This is a genomic window from Hyphomicrobium sp. MC1 (assembly GCF_000253295.1).
Taxonomy (GTDB): domain Bacteria; phylum Pseudomonadota; class Alphaproteobacteria; order Rhizobiales; family Hyphomicrobiaceae; genus Hyphomicrobium_B.
This window is the reverse complement of sequence record NC_015717.1, coordinates 2,578,282-2,600,556: the sequence shown is the minus strand read 5'-3', so window position 1 is coordinate 2,600,556 and position 22,275 is coordinate 2,578,282. Positions and strand designations below refer to the sequence as shown.

Below are 22,275 nucleotides of genomic sequence, written 5' to 3'. Positions count from 1 at the left end.
CTTGCAAGCCGCTGATTGAAGGACATTATTGAACGAGCAACCGGCGAGATTGGGAGAGCGGCCATGTATCGGGTGCACGCGGGCGGAACGACCTACACGTTTTCATCCCTGAAAGAGCTGTTGGCGAAAGCCACGCCGCCGCGCTCTGGCGACGTGCTGGCGGGTGTCGCGGCAAAGTCCGCCGCCGAGAACGTCGCCGCCAAGATGGCGCTCGCCGACGTGCCGCTGAAGCAGTTCCTCAACGAAACCATCATTCCCTACGAAGACGATGACGTCACGCGCCTCATCGTCGACACACATGATGGCGCGGCGTTCGCGCCGGTTTCTCATATGACGGTCGGCGAATTCCGCGATTGGCTGCTGTCAGAGAAGGCGACGCCGGAGAAGGTCTCCGCGCTGGCGCCGGGCCTGACGCCGGAAATGGTCGCTGCCGTCTCGAAGATCATGCGCAACCAGGACCTCGTGCTCGGCGCCAAGAAGGCGCACGTCATCACGAAGTTCCGCGATACGATTGGTTTGCCCGGACACATGTCCGTGCGTCTGCAACCCAACCATCCCACCGACGACAAGAAAGGCATCGCCGCGTCGATGGTCGACGGCTTGATGTACGGCTGCGGTGATGCCGTCATCGGCATCAATCCGGCGAGCGACAACATCGGCGCCATCACCGATCTTCTGGTGATGATGGACGACGTCATCCGCCGCTTCGAAATCCCGACCCAGAGCTGCGTGCTGACACACGTGACGACGACGATCGACGCCATCGCCAAGGGCGCGCCTGTCGATCTCGTCTTCCAGTCGATCGGCGGCACGCAGGGCGTCAACGATAGCTTCGGCGTAAAGCTCTCGCATTTGCAGGAAGGCCGCGAAGCCGCTTTGAGCCTGAAGCGCGGCACCGTCGGCGACAACTGCATGTATTTCGAGACGGGGCAGGGATCGGCGCTCTCGGCCGACGCGCATCACGGCTGCGATCAGCAGACGCTCGAGGCCCGCGCCTACGCCGTCGCGCGTCAGTTCAAGCCGCTGCTCGTCAATACCGTCGTCGGCTTCATCGGCCCGGAATATCTCTACAATGGCAAGGAGATCATCCGCGCCGGCCTCGAGGACCATTTCTGCGGCAAGCTGCTTGGCCTGCCGATGGGCTGCGATATCTGCTACACCAACCACGCCGAAGCCGATCAGGACGACATGGACATCCTGCTGATGATGCTCGGCGCTGCCGGCGTCAACTTCATCATGGGTATTCCGGGCGCCGACGACATCATGCTGAACTACCAGTCGACCTCATTCCACGATGCGCTCTATGTGCGCGAGGCGCTGGGCCTGAAACGCGCGCCCGAGTTCGACGCCTGGCTGACGAAGATCGGCGTCACCGATGCGAAAGGTCACCTCGCACCGCATCGTCCGGGCAATCCGCTTCTCACCCACGCTCAAGCATTGGCGGCGTAACATGACAGCGGATCCCTGGGCCAATCTCAAACAGTTCACGGACGCACGCATCGGCCTCGGCCGCTCGGGTTCGGCGATGCCGACGCACGAAGTCTTGGACTTCGCATTGTCTCACGCCATGGCGCGCGACGCCGTGACGACACCGATCGACTGGACGCCGATCGAAAAAGGCTTAGCCGATCTCGGTCTTTCCACGCTTCGCGTCGGCAGCGCCACGCACGACCGTTCGGAATATCTCCGCCGCCCGGACCTCGGTCGCAAATTGTCCGATCACTCGCGCGAGGCGCTGATGCGCGCTGCCGAAATGGAGGATGGCCGGCCCGATCTCGTCGTCCTCGTCGGCGACGGGCTGTCGTCGATGGCAGTTTCCGCCAATACCATTCCCTATATGGCGGCCCTCCTGCCGCATGTCGTCAAAGCCGGCTGGAAACTGTCGCCGATCTTGCTTGCCGATGACGCGCGCGTGGCGCTCGGCGACGAAGCCGGAGAGATCCTCGGCGGCAAAGCCGTGCTCGTGCTGATCGGCGAGCGTCCCGGCTTATCGTCGCCCGACAGCCTCGGTGTCTACATCACCTTCTCGCCGCGCGTCGGCATCAAAGACGCCGACCGCAACTGCATCTCGAACGTGCGCCAGCGCGGACTATCCTATGAGGAAGGCGCCTTCAAGACCGCATGGCTCCTGCGCGAAGCCTTCCGTCGCGGCCTGACGGGCGTGAACCTCAAGGACGAATCTCAGTTCCTGATCGAAGGCCAGAAAGGCCCCGAGCTGATCAAGTAATTGCTGACATCTTCGGCTTTGTCGAAGCTAGAACTCCGTCGACATCGAGAGGATGAATGTCCGCGGCGCGCCAAGGCGCAATCCCGTCGACGGATCTGCCGTTTCCCAATAGTTGGTATCGAGCACATTGTAGACGTTGGCGCGAAATTCGATTGGACGGTCTTCGAGCTTGTAGCGGACGCCGAGATCGAGCCTCGCCCAAGCGGGAAGCTCAAGCTTGTTTGCCGCGTCGGCATATTGCGTGCCGGTAATGACCGACCTGGCACTTAACGTTACGCCCTTGGCGAAGTAGGGATCCCATTCCACCCCGACGTTACCGTTCCAGTTCGCGACGCCGATCGCGTCTTTCCCGTCGTTTAGACCGCCTTGTGTCTTTGTCTGCTCCGGATCGAGATATGTCACGCCGCCAAGCAAGCGGATGCTCGGCGTCAGTTCTCCAAAGACGTTGAATTCCACGCCTTTGTTAAGTTGCTGTCCATCGATCGTGTAAATGGTCGATGCGGACGTCGAGCCGGGGATGGTAATCGCGTTCGGCTGTTCGATCCGAAACACGCCGAGGGTCCCGGTGACCTTGCCGAAATCGACCTTTACGCCCGCCTCGGCTTGCCTCGTCTTGGTCGGGGGAAAGACTTCTCCGGCATTTTCGGTTCCCGCAGGCGCGGTCATGCCTTGGGTAAGACCCTCGATATAGTTTCCATAAAGCGAGACGTTGTGCCAGGGCTTCACCACGAGACCCACGGATGGCGTCGTTGCGGATTCGTCGTAGGTTGATGTCCGCGCACCGCTTGTGACATCGTAATTGTCTTGATCGACGTATTGGCGGCGAACGCCCAAGGTCAACCACACCCGGTCATCGGCGAACACCATCGTGTCGGCAAAGGCGACGGAGGTGAGATCGGTGCTGGCGTTCTTTCGAGCGTCGGAAAGGCTCGATGTATCCGGCTTTGGAATCTCCGCAACGTGATAGAGATCGGAGAGACCGCCGCCCAGGACGTCCAGGCCGTATCCGACCTCGCTGCTCAGTCGTGTCGCGCCGATATTCCATTCGTGCCGCACGCTTCCGAAACGCAGAACGCCTTTGATGCCGCCCTGGTAGGACTCGCTGTCTGAATACTGCGGATAGTTTAGAATCTGCGTCAGAAGCGAGCCGGAATTGTCGTTGAGCCTGGAACTGGTGCGCAGATCGGCTTGGTCGTTGGTTCGCCCGCCTGCGGCGGCATAGACGGTAATGTCCCGCGTGACGTCGACCTCACCACGGACGACGCCGTAGAGATCCTCATTGTCGATATATTCCCAGAGCTGCGCCGTTCGGTTGCTGGCATTGGGGGCGTCCGGAATATGCGTGACGCCGCCACCAATTCTTAGGCCGCCACCCCAACTGCTTGGAACGTCGGTGCGATCTTTCTGGTATCCAAGATCTGCTGAAAGGCGCACGGCGCTGCCGCGGAAATCCAAGCCGAGCGTCGCCGATTGGACTTCGTTCGTCTGATCGTCAACTGCGGTATCGCCATTCTGATAGAGACCGTTGAAGCGCACCCCGAATTCTTTGCCAGTGCCGTACCGCCGTCCGACGTCCAATTCTGCGCTCCCCGATCCCGAACTCTCAAAGCCGGTTGTCAGGCGCGTGAGCGGTTCATCGCCCGCACGCTTCGGGACAATATTAATGGTACCGCCAACGCCGCCGCTCGGTGACATGCCGTTGAGCATGGCATTTGGGCCCTTGAATATTTCGACCCGCTCCACGCCCGATAGAGAGATGGTTCCAACCGGCAGGACGCCGTACAAACCATTGAAAGATGTGTCGCTGTTCGGAACGGTAAAGCCGCGAATGGTAAAGACGTCGCCGCCACCATTGTTGCTTCCCCGTCCGTGGTTGTTGATTCGCACTGAGGGATCGGTGTCGACCACATCTGCAAGGGTCGAGGCCTGCTGATCGCGCAGATAATCTTCAGTATAGCTGGTTACGCTGAAAGGCGCGTCCATGACATCCCGGTTGCCGAGAATGCCCAGTTGCGCGCCGCTCGCCACCTGACCGCCGGCATACGCGGGAGGCAAATTATCGATGATCGCCGTTCCCGGAACCGAGGGAAGCGGCTCTGTGGCCGGGTTTTTCGGTGCGGCAGCCGCAGTTTTTTTCGTCGGCTTTGCCGTATGCTTTTTCGGCTGCGGTTGTTTCTCTACAGGCTTGGCTTCGACCGTGACCTCTGGCAGCGTAGTGGCTGCTGGAGCGGTCGTCGAACTGGCTGACGGAGGCGCCGGTTCGGGTGAAACAATTTGGTTCGCTTGTTGAGCACCTGCCGTGGATGCAGACAACAAAACTTCGCCCGCCAAAACGGCGGCAACAGACACGCGCATTTCCCCTCGAGCCCCCCGGCGTCGATGCTTCCCCAGGCACACATCACCTCTCAAGGCGAGCCAGCCTAGACCGAATGTTAAGAGATCGAGCCATATTGTCTACGAAAAAAGTATTATATATGGCCGCGACAATTTTGGTGCGGTTCCAACGAAGATTGAAAATCTATTGAAGCCTCAAGATCGCGTGTGACGACCTTTATCCGAGGCGGTCACATCGGCAAGACGATGCAAAAGGGGATCGTTCCTCCGTGCGGTCTTCCCGTTAAGTCCTCAGCGTTGGCGCCCCCGCATTGCAGGACCGCCAACGCCTAGGAAAAACTTCACACCGCCGTAAAGCAGTTATCGACGAAGATAGACGCGCCGTTGACGAAGCTCGCTTCGTCGCTGGCAAGGAAGAGAGCTGCGTTGGCGACTTCTTCCGGCTTGCAAAGACGGCCCTGCTGCACGGCGAGCGCTTCCTCTGATGCGTCAACGCCGAGCTTTTGCAGCTCCGCCACTTCGCGCAGTCCGTGTGGCGTCGCGACGAAGCCCGGTGCAACAGCGTTGCAGCGAATGCCCTTGTCGCGATATTCGACCGCAATCGACCGCGCGAACATGTGGCAGGCAGCTTTCGACGTATTGTAAGCCGTCTCCAGCGGCGTCGCCGCGATCGCCGAAATCGACGATGTGCACACGATGGAGCCGCCGCCCATTTCGATCATGCCCGGCAGGACAGCCTTCGTCATGAGGAACATGCTCGTGACGTTGATGCCCATCAGCCATTCCCATTCCTTCAGCGTCATTTCGAGGAACGGCTTGATGATGATCGTGCCCGCGTGATTGAACAGCACGTTCGCCTGCCCAATGGCCGACGTCACCTTGGCGACGGCGTCGTTGACCTGGCCTTCATCCGCGACGTCCGCAGCCGCGAATACCGCCTTGCCCCCGGCGTTGTTGATCTGATCGACGATGGCTCGTCCTTCTTCCTCCCTCCGGTCGATAACGCCGACCGTGGCGCCTTCGGCCGCGAACAGCAGCGACGACGCCCCGCCCATTCCCGTCGAGCCGCCTGAGATGATCGCGATCTTGCCTTTGAGCCGGTCTGCCATCGTCAACACTCCTTGTCGTAGTCGTTTTGGCTGAGCGGGTGTAACAGAAACGGGCCGGATCGTTTGATCCGGCCCGTACGATTTCTTGACATCTGACAGCGTGCCGCGGCGCAGTCTTACTGCGGCTTCATCCTGGCGAGCAGATCGGTGGTTGGCTCGAGCCGGAAAAGGGCCGCCTCGCTGCTATCCTGCAGCAGGTAGATATAGCCATCGGGCCCGATTGCGACGTCGCGGATGCGCCCCATCGTGTGATGCAGGTAGCGCTCTTCTTTCACGACGCGGCCGGAGTCGATGTGCAGCCGGATTAGGCATTCGCCCGCAAGCGAGCCAATCAGGAAGTCGCCACGCCAGTCGTCCGGCATGATATTCCCGTAATAGGAAACGAGGCTCGCGGCGGCGACCGAAGGCACCCAGTAGTGGACAGGGTCGATCAGCCCAGGAGCTGATGTCTTATCCGAGATGATGGTGTCGTCGTAGTTGGTGCCGTAGGTCACGAGCGGCCAGCCGTAATTGCCGCCGGATTTGATAAGGTTGAGTTCATCGCCGCCCTTCGGGCCTTGCTCGATCGCCCAGATCTGACCGTCGCCGACATTGCCGATGATGCCCTGGGGGTTGCGGTGGCCGTAGCTGTAGATCTCCGGTAGTGCATCGGCGCGTCCAACGAACGGATTGTCCTCCGGGATCGAGCCGTCGACATTGATGCGGATGATCTTGCCGCCGTCGTCCAGCAGGTTCTGCGCCCGCTCCATCTGGAAACGATCGCCGATCGTCAGATAGAGCTTATGGTCCGGACCGAACGCAAGGCGGCCGCCGATCTGATCGAGGCCCTTCGCAGCCGGCCGGCTTTCGAAAATAACCCGATTGTCGATAAGGGAATTGCCGTTGAGTGTGGCACTCATAATACGGATTGTGCCGGCTTCCGCAGTCCCGTGCATATAGGTCAGGAATAGACGGTGATTGTCGGAGAAATCGGGATCGACCAAAACGTCGAGCAATCCCGAATGGCTGCAGCACAGAACTGTCGGTACGCCGGAAATCGGCTGCGACTGTAATTGATCGCCGATGACGACGCGTAACCGGCCTGGCCGCTCGGTGACGAGCATGCGGCCGTCGGGCAGGAAGGCCATCGACCAAGGGCTTTCGAGCTTGTCGGCAACCTTGCGTAACTCATAGGGAAAATCCTTATCCGCGACGTCGCGCGGATCTTCCGGCGGCTGCAGGGCGTCGACCCGCGGCTCGTCCGAACCAATCTCCGCCCGGCTGACGTCCGGCGTTCCCAGGAGGAGGGCTGCAAACAACGCTGTTACGAAACCGGAGTGAATTCCGAGGCGCCTTCCAAGGGCTAATGTTCTATTTTCCAATTTGCCCCATCCCACAATGAAAAATCCGCCGTATGCGGATTTGTGATAGTTTTAAGACTATTCGGAATATGGGCGTGAGCAAGCCCAAAAAATGAACGTTCAGTCACCCGCTTGGCTTAGGAGAGTTCGCGTATCTTGTGCACATGTCTTTCCGTCCTAATACCGCACGCGCCGACCAAAGTTCCACGCCGGATGAATGCGTTAAGCTGAGGACCATGCCGCGGCTTTTGCCGTGGGGCAAAACCTGGATCGGAGCATGACTGCCGGATCGAATCGCCTTCCGCTCGCTCTGGTCATCGCCGCGATCCTGTTAACCGCTTGCGTCGCGATTCGCATCGCCGACCCCGAGCCGGTCGCGCGGCTCCGGTTGTCGGTCTTCGATACCTACCTTCGTAGCGCCCCGCGTACCCTGGATACATCTTTTCCGGTTCGGATCGTCGCGATCGACGAAGCGTCTCTCGCGCGCATCGGACAATGGCCCTGGCCGCGCGATCGGCTCGCCGCCATTGTCACGAAGCTTGCCGCCGCTGGAGCTGCCTCGATCACGTTCGACATGGTCCTCGCCGAGCCCGACCGGCTGTCGCCCGACGTGATTGCTGAAGCCCTGGCAAGCAATCCGCGGGCGACGGGACTCGCGTCCGAACTGGCAGACCTGCCTTCGAACGATGAAATTCTCGCCAAGGCCATCGCACCGGCGCCCGTCGTGCTCGGCATCGCTGGTGACAACGGCCGCGCGCGGAAGCAGGGGATCGGCCGCTACCCCGGTGCAATATCGTTCGCGGGCGATGATCCGGCGGCTTTCGTTCACGCCTTCTCCGGCGGGGTTGAGAACCGACCAGAGCTGACGAAAGCTGCACGCGGGATTGGCGCCGTCAACTGGCTGCCGTCCAGCGATCAGGTCGTGCGCCGCATTCCGTTGCTCGTTTCGATCTCCGGCGCGCTTTACCCATCGCTGGCGCTGGAAGCCTTTCGCGTCGGCACCGGCCAATCGACGATTTTCATCAAGTCGTCGGGAGGCAGTGGCGTGCTGGCCTTCGGACAGCAGACCGGGATCGACAGCATTCGCGTCGGCCAGGCCGTTCTGCCGACCGACGGACGCGGCGAGCTTTGGCTGAAATTCTCGCGCAGCGATCCGCGCCGCGAGATTTCGGCTCTCAAGATCTTGGACGGCACATTCGATCCGGCGGACGTGAAAGGCCGCTACGTCATCATCGGCGCAACGGCGACAGGCCTGCTCGATTTGCGCGCCACACCGCTCGACGTTGCCGTTCCGGGCGTCGAAATCCATGCCCAAGCTTTGGAACAAATTCTGTCAGGTGATCACCTCGTGCGGCCGGCTTACGCGACCGGCGCTGAGATCGCATTCATCCTGCTTGTCGGCGGCTTCGTCGCATGGCTGATCGAACGCTCCGGCGCGCTTGTCGCCGCCATCGTCGGCGCAAGTGCGATCGCGCTGATCGTCGCTATATCGTGGTTCGATTATGCGTACATGGGCATGCTGTTCGACCCCGTCTATCCGTCTCTCTCAGTTGCGTTGCTCTATCTCGGTGTCTCGTTGACGAGTTATCTCAAATCGGAGATGCAGCGCGCCGAGATTCGATCCGCATTCGGACACTACGTTGCAGCACCGCTGGTCGAGGAACTGGCGCGCAACCGCGACAAGCTGAAGCTCGGCGGCGAGACGCGTAAGGTGACGCTGCTTTTTGCCGACGTGCGCGGCTTCTCGAAAATATCGGAAGGCATGCGCGCGGAGGAATTGATCCGGTTCGTCAATCGACTCTTTACGCCGCTGACGGACGAAATCCTGAAGCACAACGGCACCATCGACAAATTCATGGGCGATGCCGTCATGGCCTTTTGGAATGCACCGTTGCCCGATCCCGCGCACGCTGCCAATGCCTGCCGCACGGCGTTAGCGATGCTGGATGCTCTGGCGCGCTTAAATGCAGCGTTGGAAGCCGAATGCCTGGTCGGCGGCCAACCCTTCGTCCCGGTTCGCATCGGTATCGGCCTGAACACGGGCGAATGCGTCGTCGGGAACGTCGGCTCGCCGCAGCGCTTCGACTATTCCGTTTTGGGCGATGTCGTGAACGTTGCTGCCCGGTTCGAAAAAGCTACGAAGACATATGCAGCCGGTATCATCGTCGGCGAGCGGACGGCAGCCGAAGCGCCACAATTTGCGTTGCTTGAACTCGGCGCCGTAACGCCGCGCGGCAAGGACCGGCCCGAAATCATCTTTGCGTTGCTCGGCGACGAAGCGTTTGCACGTTCAGAAGATTTTCGTCGCTGGGAAACGGCGCACGCAGCTTTTCTGTCCGCAAAAAGCGACGGTGATGGAGATCGGATACACGTCGCTATCGCCAATTGTTTGCAGTACGCATCGGGCGGCATGGCGGACTACTACCGCAAGTCCCTCGCGGACGGGACGGCGCGCAGCTAAAGGCCGAGCCGCGCGTCGAGACGCTCCTGCTCAACGGCCGCGATTGCCGCCATACCCACCGCCATCGGATCCGCCGCGACGGCCGCCACCGAATCCGCCCATGCCGCCGCCGATGGCGATGCCCATTCCGGTCATGCATCCATCGCAGCCGCCACCGTACGCGCCGTCACCATTCCTCGGCTTGCGCGTTGCGACCTTCTTCTTCGGCGGCGTCTTTCTGGGCTTCTCAGCCTTCTTCGTCTTGATCGGCTTGGTCGGGATGATCTGCAGGTGCGGATTGAGGCACTTCTGATCCGGCTCGTCCGCAAAGTTCGCTTCGATGATCTGCGCGCGTGACAGCAGCGGATTAGGATCGATCGACGGCGTGTTGATCACGAACGGGAACGCGGTGTCGAACGCAACCGCTTTACTATCCGGCATTTTCGACCAGTTGAACGGCCCGGTCACGGCGCCGTTCGCGCCGATGTGCATCATCTGGCCCGGACGGTCGAGCACGCGGCACACGTTTCTCTTTCCGGTCGCTTCGATGGCGCCTTCATGCAGCAGCACCCACACCGATTTGTCCGGCAATACGTAAACGTCGAAGATGGTCCCGCGGACGGTGATCGATGCATTCGGCGTGTTGATGATATAGGTTGGCTTCGTCGCGACGCCGGTAATGAAGCGGAAGGCGCCCTTCGCCATGTTCAGGATGATCGAGCCGGATTTCTTGTCGCTGTCGTAGACGAACCTGTCGAGCACGAGGCGAGAGCCGGGGCCGAGCGCGAGCTTCGTGTCGTCGTCGAGCTTGAACTCGCCTTGAGCGTCGGTGTTGACCTCAATGATCTCGTCCTGCCGGACATCGTCGCCGCGCGCGAGGCGACGCTCTTCTTTGGCGAAATCCGCCATGACGATGTTGGTGATCACGACCGCATCGCCGATCCGATCTCCGGATGCCGCGAATGCCGGCAAAGAAAAAGCCGCCAGCGAACCGGCACTCACTGCGGTGAAGGCGAATGCAAACGACATCAACGAAGATCGCGGCATGTCACGGCTCCAGGATCAATGAATCCGAAACGCTATGCGCTTGCTGAATACCACAGTTGCGCAGCGTCCGCTCGTTTATGCCGAAGTTTGCGAAACTGCTGTGCCGGAGGTGACACGCGGTTTTCGTCCACCGGGAGCCGCGAGATTGCGATGGATTCGAAATAGTTGAAAGACTATAACGGAAGCAGCCATCAATCGTAGCTGAACGACGTATGGGAAGCGGCGCATGCGCATCGACGTGCAGGATCTGACGCAATTCAACGTTGAAACAGACGGCCGCAGCGTGACGCTTCATGTCGTTGATACGAAGGGAATGCCCGCGGCCGTCAATCTTCAGGTGGCGCAGCTCGGAATGCTGGCCATGTCGTTGCCGAACCTCATCGATGCTGCGATCCAAGTCCAATATGGCGATGCGAGCTGCCGTTTCACGTATCCGCTGGCGTCATGGTTGGTTGAGCAGGCGCTCGATCCGTCTCTCTTGATCGTGACCTTGAAGACCTCGGACGGCTTCGGTGTCAGCTTCTCCTTGCCGCGAAAGAAAGCAGACGAAATGTCGGAATCGCTGGCGATGGCTGCACAAAAGGAAGTCGAATTGCTCACCCACTGAGGGATCGTTCTTCGACGATTTGCGTTTTTTGTTAAGCGGCTCGTTCTAGCTGATATAAATGTCGAGTATAATTTAAATAAAAATGCGCGTTCCGAATGGAAACGCCAAGGCGCCTTGGAGGAAGCATGAGGTCACGGAAGCCAAAGGGCTGTCTCGCAGCCCTCGCCATCGTTTGTTCATCTGCTGTCGCTGCTTCGGCGATGGCAGGGGACATGAAGCCGATCGAGATACCCGGCGATCAAGCTTATCCGGAAAGTATGTCGGCGTCGTCTGACGGCACGATCTATATCAGCAGCATCGCGTCAGGCGGTGTCGCGCGCGTTAAGCCCGGCGAATCCAAAGCAGAGATGTGGATCAAGCCTGGCGCATTCGGCACGCGCAACACATTCGGCGTTCTGGTTGACGAAAAAACCAACACGCTCTGGGTCTGTTCAAACGACATATCGGCGATGGGCGTCCCGGGACCCAGCACGGTTCCCGGCGCTTACCTGAAGGGTTTCGATCTGAAGACGGGGGAGGGGAAATTCAGCGCCGCATTTCCCGGCAAGGCCCATGTCTGCAACGACATGGTGATTGCATCTGACGGCACGATGTACGTAACGAACACGGCTGCACCGCAAATCCTGCGCCTGAAGCCCGGCGCCAAGGAACTTGATGTCTGGCTCGAAAACGATCTGCTCGCGCCGAAAAACGGAGCGGGGCTTGACGGCATTGCGTTCGGCAGCGATGGCAATCTTTACGTCAACACCTATGGCGGCAACGAATTCTTTCGTGTCACGTTGAAGAATGGCGCACCGGGAAGCGTCACAAAGCTTGAAACATCCAGGCCCATTCAGAACCCTGATGCGCTCCGTCCGCTCGACGGTAACACGTTCCTGATGGCCGAAGGTGGCGGCACTGTCGATCGCGTGACGGTCAACGGTGATAAAGTCGATATCGAAACCTTGAAGGATGGCCTCAGCGGACCGACATCGGTTGCGAGGGTGGGCGATACGGTCTGGGTCGGCGAGGGCCAACTCGCACATCTCTTCGGCGCCAAAGAGAACGGACCGCCGAAACTGCCGTTCCAGGCCGTGCCGGTTCCTCTCGGCAAGTAAATACCGCCGAGGCTTCATGGGCCTCGGCTTCCAGTCGGACTTCCAGGAGAATGAACATGCAACCTGTTGCAACCGTACGCACATGGGTGTCTGCAGCACCGATGGCGTTTGTGCTCGCGCTCGCCATACCATTTGTCGGGGCGACATCGTCGCGTGCCGCCGAATGTCCGGGAGACAATGGCGGCCTCAGTCTGCCGAAAGGTTTCTGCGCTTCGATCTTCGCCGACAAAGTCGGCCATGCCCGCCAGATGGCCGTGTCACAAGACGGTACGCTCTATGTCAACACGTGGAGCGGACGCTACTATCAGAACAACGATTTGCCTCCGGGCGGTTTTCTCGTCGCGCTGAAGGATAGCAAAGGCACTGGCAAGGCCGATGTCATCAAGCGCTTCGGCGAAACGCAGGCCGAAGGCGGCCACGGCGGCACCGGCATCTATCTCTATAAGAATTACGTTTACGCCGAGATCAACGATCGCATCGTTCGCTATCCGCTGAAGGACGGCGAGATCGCGCCGGAAGGCAAGGGTGAAACGGTGCTGTCGGGCATGCCGATCACCGGCGATCATCCGATGCATGGATTCATCATCGACGCAAATGGCAACCTCTTCGTAGAGATGGGTTCGGCGACGAACACATGCGAAATCAAAAATCGCATGCCGCACTCGAAAGGCCACGAGCCATGCATCGAGCAGGAGACGCGCGCCGGCATCTGGAAGTATGACGCCAACAAGCTCGATCAGAAATTTTCGCCCGCCGAGCGCTATGCGACGGGTATCCGCAATGGCGAAGGCTTCGACTTCGATGCCGCGGGCAGGCTCTACGTCACCCAGCACGGCCGCGATCAGCTACATGAAGATTGGCCCGAGCTCTATACCGCGCAGCAGGGCTTCGATCTGCCGGCCGAAGAAGTAGTCGAACTGAAAGCGGGCGGTGATTACGGCTGGCCGCACTGCTATTACGACGGCTTCCAGAAGAAGCTTGTCCTTGCGCCGGAATACGGCGGTGATGGCGGCAAGACCGTCGGCGTTTGTGCCGACAAGCTCGGCCCCGTTGCAGTCTTCCCAGCTCACTGGGCGCCGAACGACATGAAGATCTACAAGGCGACAGCATTCTCCGAGCCTTATCGCGGCGGCATGTTCATTGCGTTTCATGGCTCATGGAATCGCGCACCAGGTCCGCAGGGTGGCTACAACGTCGTCTTCCAACCGTTCGCTGACGGCAAGACGACGGGCAACTTCATCGTCTTCGCCGATGGCTTCGCGGGAACCCAGAAAAATCCGGGCAGCGCGCCGCACCGTCCATCGGGTCTCGCGGTTGCACCCGATGGTGCGCTGTACGTTTCGGACGACGTCGCCGGTCGCATCTGGCGCATCACGTACGTCGGCGATCCGAACGCGAAAGAGCTTGAGGCCGCACCCGAAGTGCAGGCTCAGGCATCGGGCGACAAGAACGTCCTGCCGCCGGAAGGCATTCATCCGGATGCAGGCGTTGCGGCATCGCTTCCCGTTCCGCCTGGTGCGACTGCCGACCAAGTCGCGCTCGGCAAGAAGATCTTCGACGGCGAGGAAGCCGGCGCAACGTGTGCAGGCTGCCACGGTGCGGGCGGTGTCGGCAGTCCCGTCGGCGCCGATTTGACGGCCGGCAAATGGCTCTGGAGCGACGGTAGCCTTGCAGGTCTCAAGAAGACGATCCTGGACGGCGTCGAAACGCCGAAAGAGCACGCCGGCGCCATGCCACCGAAAGGCGGTGTGGACTTAACTGATGCACAGGTGGACGCCGTCACCGCCTATGTGTGGGCAATTGGGCATGTGAAGAAATAGATTGCGTCATCCCCGGCCGGGCGCGACGAATGGCGCGTCGAAGGCCGGGGATCCAGCGTGAGCCTCGCCGGAGGCGCGAAACATAGGCGTCTCCGATGAACTTTATGTTGGATGCTCAAATGCGCTGTCGATGCTCACGCATTCGAGGACGACGTGTCTAGAAAAGCCGCGCCCCGTTCGGCACTTTGATGTCGGGCGCGAACAGCACGACTTCGCCGTTTGTGTCGGGAAAGCCGAGCGTCAGCACTTCCGACATGAACTTGCCGATCTGGCGCGGCGGAAAATTCACGACCGCCGCCACCTGTCGCCCGATCAGCGTCTCGCAATCGTAGTGTCGCGTGATCTGCGCACTCGATTGCTTGATGCCGATGCCGTCGCCGAAGTCGATCTTCAGTTTCAATGCCGGTTTTTTCGCTTCCGGATAAGGCTCGGCTGCGACCACGGTGCCGACGCGAATATCGACCGTCAGAAACTGATCGAACGTGATCGCAGGAGACGCCGGCGCATTCGGATCGTGCACGAGATGCATTCCGGTACCTTTCGTTCTTCTCATTCCTTCTCCCGCGCGGGGAGGGGGCTAAGATGAGGGGGGCGACGTGAAGTTGTTATTTCGGCTTGCCGCCGAGCTTGCCCGTCAAAAATTGCGCCTCGCCATTGCCGAACGACCAGTCGGCGTCGGTATTGGTGACGAAGTTCACCATCACGTCGCTCGGCGCGATGCCGCAACGCTTCGACAGCGCTTCGGTCAGCAGGCGATAGAACGTCGTCTTTTCCTCTGTTGTGCGAGGCCGCGTCGTCACGGAGACCAGAACAACCTTGTCTGTGCGCGGAATGTCGAGGCCCGTATCCTCAATGCGGACGCGGCTTGGCTCGTGCTCGTGCACGATCTGATAGCGGTCGCGCACCGGAACCTTGAAGGCTTCGAGCATCGCGTCATGTGCAGCATCGAGCAGTGAGGCAAGCTCGGCGTCGGTGCGTCCTTTGATGAGGTCGAAGCGAAGAAGGGGCATTGCGGTATCCTTGCGAAGCGGAGGGAGGGAACTAGCGGGAAACGTCGATGACGACGCGCCCGCGGATCTTGCCGTCGATGAGATCGCGAGCGGCATCGATCGCAGCAGAAAGCGGAATTGTCTTGGTCATGGCATCGAGCTTGGCAAAGTCGATCTCGTCGGTGAGACGGTTCCAGGCTTCGATGCGGTCAGCAATCGAACGGTAGACCGAGTTGATGCCGACAAGCGTCACCCCGCGCAGGATGAACGGCGCGACGGTTGCAGGAAAATCCATCCCCTGCGCGAGGCCGCAGGCGGTCACGACACCTTCGTCTTTTGTTTGCGCACAGACGTTTGCGAGGGTGTGACTTCCGACGCTGTCGACGGCGCCTGCCCATCGCGCCTTCTGCAGCGGGCGGCCGGGTGAGGACAGTTCGTTGCGGTCGATGATCGTTTTTGCGCCGAGGCCTCTGAGGTAGTCGGATTCTCCGATGCGGCCCGTGGAGGCTGCGACCTCGTATCCAAGGCGCGAAAGAAGAAGCACCGCAACGCCGCCGACGCCGCCAGCGGCCCCCGTCACGATCACTTCGCCCTTCGCCGGCGTCACGCCTTGGCGCTCGAGCGCCATGACGCACAACATCGCCGTATATCCGGCAGTGCCGAGCGCCATCGCGCGCGCGGCGGTCATGCCCGGCGGAAGCGGGATTAGCCAATCGCTTTTGACGCGCGCATATTCGGTGAGGCCGCCCCAGTGGTTCTCGCCGACGCCGAAGCCGTTGAGAAGCACCGCTTCGCCCTTTTTGAAGCGCGGGTTTGCGCTGTCTTCGACGATGCCCGCGAAATCAATGCCGGGTACCATCGGGAAGCTGCGAACGATCGGCATTTTGCCGGTGATCGCAAGGCCGTCCTTGTAGTTCAGCGTCGAATGGCTGATGCGGACAGTTACCTCGCCGTCTGGCAGCGCCGCTTTGTCGACATCTGCGAGGCGGGGCCCTGAGTGCTCGCTGCTTTTTTCAATGAGAATGGCTTTGAACATCGATGTCTTCTCCTCAGAGCTACGGGGCGTTTAGCCCTCGAAGACGGGAGACGCAACACGGACGGCCTAAAAAACGCGGCCGGGAGTGATCCCAACCGCGTTTTGCATGCGTGCTATGCGTGGCGCTTCACATCCGGACGCGTTCTTTCTTTGGATCGTAGAACGGGAACGGCACGACTTTCGCCTTGAAGCGCTTCTGCAAGCCATCGAGGCGGCCGATTTCAACGGCCGTGTCGTTGGCGGCGTGAACGGCTTCGATACGTGCGAACGCCAACGTCTTCTTCAATAGAGGCGAGCGCATCGCGCTCGTCACGATACCAATCTGTGCCCGGCCGATGTACACTGGGTCGCCGTGCGACGGCTTCTCGTTGCCCTCGATTTCGAGACCGACCAGTTTGCGCAGCGGATGTGCGCGGCGGTTCTCAATAGCGGCCTTGCCAATATAGTCGTCTTCCTTCTTTGTCGGCACCGTAAAGCTGATGCCGGCTTCGAGTGGATCGGTCGTCGAGTCGAAGTCATGTCCACCAAACACGAGGCCCGCTTCGATGCGCACCATATCGAGCGCGTCGAAACCGAACGGCTGGATCTTGAATGGCGCGCCCGCAGTCATGATCGCATCCCAAACCGCAGGCGCATCTTTCGGATGGCAGAACACCTCGTAGCCGAGTTCGCCGGTATAGCCCGTGCGTGACACGAGCACCGGAATGCCCGCAACGCCGCCGATGCGTCCGATTGTGAAGCGGAAGACCCCAAGCTCCTGCATCGTCGGCCGGCTCGGCGCCGTCTCGACGATCGACGCCAGGATCTCGCGCGACTTCGGCCCTTGGACGGCGACGTTATTGAGTTCGTTGGTCGCTGTCTTGAGGTTTACTTTGTAGCTCGTCTTCGCCAGCTGTTCTTTCAGCCAGATGAGGCTCGCGTCGTCGCCACCGATCCAGCGGAAGTTGTTTTCGCCCAAGCGGAACAGCGTGCCGTCGTCCACCATGCCGCCGTGCTCATAGCACATCGGCGTATAGTAAATCTGACCGACTGCAAGCTTGCGCACGTCGCGCGTGATGATGCCGTTGAGGAACTGCTCAGCATCCGGCCCGAGTACTTCCATCTTGCGCAGCGGCGACAGGTCCATGATGACTGCCCGCTCGCGGCATGCCCAATATTCTTCAATGGCCCCGGCGTTGGCGTAGCAGTGCGGTACCCAGAAGCCGCGATAGTCGCCGAAGTTGCGGGTGAGGGCTGACGTGCGCGGGTGAAATCCCGATTCTCTTGTCAGCTGCATGGGAGCATCCGGTGCCATTCTGTATCCGATCGAGCGCTTGAACGGGGTGTCCTTCGGGTAGACCCGAACGTGGATTTCAGTGAGGTTCCAGCCGTTCGACGGGTCGATGTCGGCCGGGCAGGAGGATGTGCCGCAGACGAGATCCGTCAGCGCACGCATCATCACGTAGTCGCCTGGACGCGACCACGGTTCATCGGACCATATGTTGTTATGGCAGTCGACGTTGGTGTTGAAAAAGAAGTTGATTGCGGGCCAGCCTTTATAGCTGCCGATCTGATAATCCTTCAGCGCCTCGTTGAAGTTGTCCGAGCAGTTCGGATGACCGAAGTAGCCCATATCTTCATAGTAACGCGTCGTGCACGCGAGGTTGAACGTGTCGTGCCGTCCGACTGTGTCCTGCACGACCTCGACGAGAGGATTGCGATCGCGGTCGAAGAACTTCGAGAACAGGCCAGGCTTCGGATAGGACATGCCCGTCATGGAGCGCGTGGTCGTTGAGTCGAGACCAAGCACATTGCCCCTGTCGAGCTCTTTGCGGTTGAAGGCTAGGAAGTCGGAGCACTGACGGCCTTGGACGTCAATGATCTGAATGTACTCGCCTTCGTGAACCTCGAAGCTTTCCGCACTTGCGATGTTAATGCGAATGTCGAGGCGCGGCTCGGCAATCGGATCGGGCAGTCTTGCTTCGTTCAGAAGTTTCGGATTGGCGCGCTGAATGAAAACAAGAACGTCGGTCGCAGGCGTCTGATCCCAGACGATCATCGGCTCCGCCGGTGCGCCGATAACAACGAGAACCGGTTTTTCAGCCTGCAGCGAAACGACGTCGCCCGGAACGGAATCTGGACCAAGCACGCGCTTAGCTTTGACGCGTCCGAGATCAAGGCCGCGCCGGAATAGTCCGAAGCGAACGCGCTGCGCATCCTCGCTGTCGGATTCAAGCGCCTTTTGAATGCCGGTGGGCGCTCCATCGCCTTTGAGGCCGATCGCGCCGAGATCACTTTTTCCCCCCGGTGCGAAAGCCGCGATCTCAACGGTCTGTCCGCCTTCGAGCGGACTGATTTCCACGCGGTCGCCCTTGTCGAGTTCGTAGACGGCCGTGCCGCCACCTTTCAAGACATAACGCTCGACACCGGGCAGCAGTGAGGATTGGCCCGGAACAAAAAGCTTGGGTCGTGCGGGGGACGTCAGAACATTGTCGCTCATGGTGTCCTCATCTCGCTGAAAACGATCGGTGGACTGACCGCTCCGTTGCGGCCAGTCCACGATCGGTCGTTGGCGTGTCGTAGTAGGGCTTACTCAGCAGCCATCTTCGTTCCGGGCTGGTTGAGGAACGCTTCCATCGAGTCATCAAGTGCGCGCATCCACGGCGTATGATGGACAGGCGCCTGCGTGCCCGTCAGCACCGATTTGTGCGAGCGGTCACGATAGGTCAGGATGTCTTCCATCTTGTGGTGTTCCCACTCCTTGAACATCTTCGCCACGGCGTCGACGTCGAGGCGCGGATAGTCGGTCGGAGCGAGCAGATCGCGCATGTATTCGGTCTGGAAATCAATCGCGCCCTCTGCATCCGGAATGGCTTCTTCCATCTCCGTCCACTTGTGGATGTCGTCGATCATATCGGCTTTCGGCGGCAGCTTGATGCGGCCGAGAACGACGTCGCGGGCATACCAAGCCTGAGCATCGAACATGTTGAATGTGTAGAACTGATCCTGCATGCCGATGTACATCAGCTTCGGATTGTCGATCCAGAAAATGCCCTTGTAGAGGTTCGGCGGATAGAGACGGTTGCGCGATTTGAGACGCAGCGAATCTTCCATGAACGGATGATGATGCAGATAGCCCGTGCACAGCACGATCGCATCGACATCCTTCGACGTGCCGTCCTGGAAGAAGGCGGTCTTGCCTTCCACGCGTTCAAGGAGCGGACGCTCGTCCATGCGCGCCGGCCATTTGAAGCCCATGGGCCGCGTGCGGTAGGAGAACGTCACCGACTTCGCGCCGTACTTGTAGCACTGAATGCCGATGTCTTCCGACGAGTAGCTAGCGCCGACGCACAGCACGTCCTTGCCGGCAAACTCATCCGCCGAGCGGAAGTCGTGCGAGTGCAGCGTACGGCCGAGGAACTTTGTGAGGCCGGGAAATTCCGGAATGTTCGGCGTCGAGAAGTGGCCGCTGCCGCAGAAGACGTAATCGAATTCCGACGACGAAATTTGGTCGGTGACGAGATCCTTCACGGAAACCGTGAACTTCTGCGTCGTCTCGTCGTAGCTCACCCAGCGAACCGTGTGGCTCATCTTGATGTAGTGCATGATGCCGCTGCGTTCGATGCGGCCCTTAATGTAGTCGTGCAGCACGGCGCGCGGCGGGAATGACGGGATCGGCCGACCGAAGTGCTCTTCGAAAGAATAGTCGGCGAATTCGAGTGCTTCCTTCGGCCCGTTCGACCACAGATAGCGATACATCGAAGCATGAACTGGCTCGCCGAACTCGTCGGTGCCGGTGCGCCACGTGTAGTTCCAGATGCCGCCGCAGTCCTTCTGCCGCTCGTAACAGACCATCTCCGGAATGTCTGCGCCGTTCTTCCGGGCGCTTTCGAATGCGCGCAAAACTGCCATGCCGCTCGGGCCGGCGCCGATAATCGCGATACGCTCTGCCATGTGTTGGTTTCCTTCCGACAAATACTTGGGTTCAAGTCCTGGTTGAAAATTGAGTTACGCCGCTTCGCGCGGATGCGTGCGCAAACGGAGCGGATCGTAGAACGGCATGCGAACGACGGTCGCTGGGAAGTCGCCCTTATCGTGCACGACGAGTTGCGTTCCGAGCTTCGTATAGGCCGGCTCGATCTGCGCCATTGCCAACGATTTCATCAGATACTTGCTGTAGGTCGTGCTGGTGACGACGCCGACTTCCTTACCGTCGACGGTGATCTTCGCACCGGGCTCGATAGCGCGATCGGTATCGACTTCAAGGCCAGTCACGAACGAACGTTCCTTGCCCTTCTTTTCTTCCAGCGCCTTCTTGCCGATGAAATCCGGCTTGGACAGATCGACAGTCCAGTCGGCACGAACTTCCCACGGCGTCGTGTCTTCGTTCGACATTTCGTAGGGGAAGAACAACAGGCCGCCTTCCACGCGGACGATATCGAGGCATGCCCACGAAACCGGAATGAGGCCTTTGTCCTTGCCTGCCTCAAGAATGGAATCCCACATCTTGTGCGCGTCGGCTGCTTTGCAGAACACTTCGTAGCCGCGCTCAGCCGAATAGCCGCCGCGCGCCAGGCGCACCGGCGTGCCGAACAGCGTCGTCGGCTCATGCTTGAAGTAGCCGAGGGCAGCAAGATCCATCGGCGTATGCGGCGCGAGGATTTCGAGCGACAGCGGACCCTGCAGCGCAAGAATGTGAACGTCGTCGTCCTTCTCGACCTTCACGTCGTACTTCGGCGCAAGCGAGAACAGAACTTCTTCGAGCTTGCCCGCGCCGTGCGAGAGCCGGAACTCCGTCGGGCTGTCGACGTAGACGAGGACGTCGTCGATTAGTCCGCCGTTTTCGTTGACGATATTGGAGATGTGCGAGTCGCCGGGCTTCGCCTTCGAGAGGTCCGACGTCAGCATGTAGTTCAGAAGCTTCTGCGCATCCGGACCCGAGACGTTGATGATCTGCAACGACGAGACGTCGAACAGACCTGCGCGGTTGCGGACGGCTTCGGTCTCGAAATAGGGGTCGGTCTGATAGGTCTGCGGCAGCGGCATGTTGTTCCACGAAACCGAATCCAGATCGGCTCCGTTCGCCCGGTGGCGATCGTTGAGGATGGATTGCCGGGGCAGATGAGCGAGTGACATGAGCATTACCTCTTGGCTGTCTTTAAACTGGTTGTGGCTGACGTTTCTTTGAGGACGAAGGGTTCAATCCGGGCCACCGCCGGGCGAGGTCGGCGCGCCGTCATCGTATTTCTCCAGCCAGTCGATTGCGGTCTGGCGATAACGGACGAGACCTTTGTAATCGATGAGCTCCGGCGGCAGCGTCTTGAGCACGCGCGGCAGACGGCGGCCCCACTTCGGAACCGTGGCGATCTGTTCGAGGCTCATGAGATAGCCGCGGATGGAGAACAGGATCGCGTTCGAGCGCGGGAGCCGGAACAGGCCCTGCAGCTCGACGCGAAGATGCAATTTTTCTCCGACGTTCTCAGGCGTGATCGTTGTCCGGTCTTTTCCCCACTTGGGATAGTTCTCAGGACTCGTATCGAGACGCGGATTGACGGTCATCGTCCAGTTGAGACGGCGCACCGGATTGCCGATTTGCAGGTTCAAAAGGAATTTCAGCGCGCGTTCGAACACGCCAGCTTCATGCGCCAGTGGCACGGGACCGTGCCATTCGAAGAAGTTCATGCCGACGTCAAAATCGAGCGACCAGTCTGCCTGCGAGGTAATGATGCCCGCATCCATCCAGAGCTGATTGTCGCGCTGGTCCTGGATCGAGAAATCGCCCTGCACCTGACGACCGATATATTCCATCGGTTCGTAAGGCAGCGAGTTGACTTCACCGAACGTGAACTTCTGGTCGATGTTGAGCGGCTTGTTGATCCAGTGCCAGTGCGCGCCGTCCCGGTGCAACGTGAAAAGATCGGGATAGTCGCGTGCAAGCGAAACCATCACCAGTTCGAGCATGTCCCACTGCGCCGTCATCATGTGCGGCAAGGCCTGGCAGCGGCCTGGATCTTCCTGCAGCACCATCGCCCGATCGCGCATTTCCGAGACGTAGTGCTCGTCAATGTCGAAGGCGTTCTCGTAGACCGAACCCTTAGGGCCCGGCGTGTGCGGCTCGATGTTCACCGAATAGCGGTACTTGTCTTCGATGAACGGAAACGGAAATCGACGGATCGTCGACGGGCTGTTCTTATAGGTGAAATCGTCCCGGAACGTCTCGTCTTTGAAAGTCAGCGCCATGCCGGTGCCT

The 22,275-nt window shown here is 59.9% G+C and carries 17 protein-coding genes; 6 read left to right on the top strand and 11 right to left on the bottom strand.

The window, feature by feature from the left end:
• The first annotated feature begins 63 nt into the window (after positions 1-63).
• Together HYPMC_RS12710 and eutC are read left to right on the top strand one after the other, a co-directional pair.
• Positions 64-1,449, top strand: a complete 1,386-nt coding sequence (locus HYPMC_RS12710; RefSeq protein WP_013948365.1) for an ethanolamine ammonia-lyase subunit EutB — start codon at positions 64-66, stop codon at positions 1,447-1,449.
• Position 1,450: 1 nt separating this feature from the next.
• On the top strand, positions 1,451-2,227 hold the full coding sequence (gene eutC / locus HYPMC_RS12705) for an ethanolamine ammonia-lyase subunit EutC (protein ID WP_013948364.1): 777 nt from the start codon (positions 1,451-1,453) through the stop codon (positions 2,225-2,227).
• 27 nt (positions 2,228-2,254) lie between these two features.
• Here eutC and HYPMC_RS12700 read toward each other — a convergent pair whose 3' ends face one another.
• The 3 genes from HYPMC_RS12700 to HYPMC_RS12690 all read right to left on the bottom strand — a co-directional run bounded on the left by HYPMC_RS12700 (position 2,255) and on the right by HYPMC_RS12690 (position 7,031).
• A complete protein-coding gene (locus HYPMC_RS12700) occupies positions 2,255-4,576 on the bottom strand; it encodes a TonB-dependent siderophore receptor (RefSeq protein WP_050976789.1) in 2,322 nt (773 codons plus the stop codon).
• 326 nt (positions 4,577-4,902) lie between these two features.
• On the bottom strand, positions 4,903-5,670 hold the full coding sequence (locus HYPMC_RS12695) for an SDR family NAD(P)-dependent oxidoreductase (RefSeq protein ID WP_013948362.1): 768 nt from the start codon (positions 5,668-5,670) through the stop codon (positions 4,903-4,905).
• 116 nt (positions 5,671-5,786) lie between these two features.
• A complete protein-coding gene (locus HYPMC_RS12690; RefSeq protein ID WP_155831248.1) occupies positions 5,787-7,031 on the bottom strand; it encodes a PQQ-dependent sugar dehydrogenase in 1,245 nt (414 codons plus the stop codon).
• 256 nt (positions 7,032-7,287) lie between these two features.
• Between HYPMC_RS12690 and HYPMC_RS12685 the strand changes: the two genes are divergently transcribed.
• A complete protein-coding gene (locus HYPMC_RS12685; protein WP_013948360.1) occupies positions 7,288-9,471 on the top strand; it encodes a CHASE2 domain-containing protein in 2,184 nt (727 codons plus the stop codon).
• 30 nt (positions 9,472-9,501) lie between these two features.
• Here HYPMC_RS12685 and HYPMC_RS12680 read toward each other — a convergent pair whose 3' ends face one another.
• Entirely contained in the window at positions 9,502-10,497 is a 996-nt protein-coding gene (locus HYPMC_RS12680) for a FecR domain-containing protein (RefSeq protein WP_013948359.1), read from the bottom strand.
• Positions 10,498-10,723: 226 nt separating this feature from the next.
• On the opposite strand from HYPMC_RS12680, the gene HYPMC_RS12675 reads away from it, so the two are divergent.
• The 3 genes from HYPMC_RS12675 to HYPMC_RS12665 all read left to right on the top strand — a co-directional run bounded on the left by HYPMC_RS12675 (position 10,724) and on the right by HYPMC_RS12665 (position 14,021).
• Entirely contained in the window at positions 10,724-11,104 is a 381-nt protein-coding gene (locus tag HYPMC_RS12675) for a hypothetical protein (RefSeq protein WP_013948358.1), read from the top strand.
• Positions 11,105-11,229: 125 nt separating this feature from the next.
• A complete protein-coding gene (locus HYPMC_RS12670) occupies positions 11,230-12,201 on the top strand; it encodes an SMP-30/gluconolactonase/LRE family protein (protein WP_013948357.1) in 972 nt (323 codons plus the stop codon).
• A gap of 56 nt (positions 12,202-12,257) precedes the next feature.
• Complete coding sequence (locus HYPMC_RS12665; protein WP_013948356.1) at positions 12,258-14,021, top strand: c-type cytochrome; 1,764 nt, start codon at positions 12,258-12,260, stop codon at positions 14,019-14,021.
• 157 nt (positions 14,022-14,178) lie between these two features.
• Here the strand turns inward: HYPMC_RS12665 and HYPMC_RS12660 are convergent, their stop codons facing one another.
• The 7 genes from HYPMC_RS12660 to HYPMC_RS12630 all read right to left on the bottom strand — a co-directional run bounded on the left by HYPMC_RS12660 (position 14,179) and on the right by HYPMC_RS12630 (position 22,265).
• Positions 14,179-14,550 (bottom strand): tRNA-binding protein, encoded by a 372-nt coding sequence (locus HYPMC_RS12660; protein ID WP_024276117.1) that lies wholly within the window; start codon positions 14,548-14,550, stop codon positions 14,179-14,181.
• Positions 14,551-14,626: 76 nt separating this feature from the next.
• Complete coding sequence (locus tag HYPMC_RS12655; RefSeq protein ID WP_013948354.1) at positions 14,627-15,031, bottom strand: tautomerase family protein; 405 nt, start codon at positions 15,029-15,031, stop codon at positions 14,627-14,629.
• Between the two features lie 31 nt (positions 15,032-15,062).
• Positions 15,063-16,046 carry an MDR family oxidoreductase gene (locus HYPMC_RS12650; protein ID WP_013948353.1) on the bottom strand — a complete coding sequence of 328 codons (984 nt, stop codon included), beginning with the start codon at positions 16,044-16,046 and terminating at the stop codon, positions 15,063-15,065.
• Between the two features lie 127 nt (positions 16,047-16,173).
• The gene (locus tag HYPMC_RS12645; protein ID WP_013948352.1) at positions 16,174-18,525 is read right to left on the bottom strand and encodes a DUF1989 domain-containing protein; all 2,352 of its coding nucleotides are present in this window, start codon (positions 18,523-18,525) and stop codon (positions 16,174-16,176) included.
• Positions 18,526-18,614: 89 nt separating this feature from the next.
• Complete coding sequence (locus HYPMC_RS12640; protein WP_013948351.1) at positions 18,615-19,979, bottom strand: NAD(P)-binding domain-containing protein; 1,365 nt, start codon at positions 19,977-19,979, stop codon at positions 18,615-18,617.
• Positions 19,980-20,033: 54 nt separating this feature from the next.
• Positions 20,034-21,161, bottom strand: a complete 1,128-nt coding sequence (locus tag HYPMC_RS12635; protein WP_013948350.1) for an aminomethyltransferase family protein — start codon at positions 21,159-21,161, stop codon at positions 20,034-20,036.
• Between the two features lie 63 nt (positions 21,162-21,224).
• Complete coding sequence (locus HYPMC_RS12630) at positions 21,225-22,265, bottom strand: DUF3445 domain-containing protein (protein WP_013948349.1); 1,041 nt, start codon at positions 22,263-22,265, stop codon at positions 21,225-21,227.
• Positions 22,266-22,275 lie beyond the last annotated feature (10 nt).

Coding starts and splice junctions, on each gene's coding strand:
- HYPMC_RS12695 (WP_013948362.1), bottom strand. CDS start 5,670: ATGGCAGACCGGCTCAAAGGCAAGATCGCGATCATCTCAGGCGGCTCG.
- HYPMC_RS12655 (WP_013948354.1), bottom strand. CDS start 15,031: ATGCCCCTTCTTCGCTTCGACCTCATCAAAGGACGCACCGACGCCGAG.
- HYPMC_RS12710 (WP_013948365.1), top strand. CDS start 64: ATGTATCGGGTGCACGCGGGCGGAACGACCTACACGTTTTCATCCCTG.
- HYPMC_RS12640 (WP_013948351.1), bottom strand. CDS start 19,979: ATGGCAGAGCGTATCGCGATTATCGGCGCCGGCCCGAGCGGCATGGCA.
- eutC (WP_013948364.1), top strand. CDS start 1,451: ATGACAGCGGATCCCTGGGCCAATCTCAAACAGTTCACGGACGCACGC.
- HYPMC_RS12650 (WP_013948353.1), bottom strand. CDS start 16,046: ATGTTCAAAGCCATTCTCATTGAAAAAAGCAGCGAGCACTCAGGGCCC.
- HYPMC_RS12675 (WP_013948358.1), top strand. CDS start 10,724: ATGCGCATCGACGTGCAGGATCTGACGCAATTCAACGTTGAAACAGAC.
- HYPMC_RS12685 (WP_013948360.1), top strand. CDS start 7,288: ATGACTGCCGGATCGAATCGCCTTCCGCTCGCTCTGGTCATCGCCGCG.
- HYPMC_RS12645 (WP_013948352.1), bottom strand. CDS start 18,525: ATGAGCGACAATGTTCTGACGTCCCCCGCACGACCCAAGCTTTTTGTT.
- HYPMC_RS12660 (WP_024276117.1), bottom strand. CDS start 14,550: ATGCATCTCGTGCACGATCCGAATGCGCCGGCGTCTCCTGCGATCACG.
- HYPMC_RS12665 (WP_013948356.1), top strand. CDS start 12,258: ATGCAACCTGTTGCAACCGTACGCACATGGGTGTCTGCAGCACCGATG.
- HYPMC_RS12670 (WP_013948357.1), top strand. CDS start 11,230: ATGAGGTCACGGAAGCCAAAGGGCTGTCTCGCAGCCCTCGCCATCGTT.
- HYPMC_RS12635 (WP_013948350.1), bottom strand. CDS start 21,161: ATGTCACTCGCTCATCTGCCCCGGCAATCCATCCTCAACGATCGCCAC.
- HYPMC_RS12630 (WP_013948349.1), bottom strand. CDS start 22,265: ATGGCGCTGACTTTCAAAGACGAGACGTTCCGGGACGATTTCACCTAT.
- HYPMC_RS12680 (WP_013948359.1), bottom strand. CDS start 10,497: ATGCCGCGATCTTCGTTGATGTCGTTTGCATTCGCCTTCACCGCAGTG.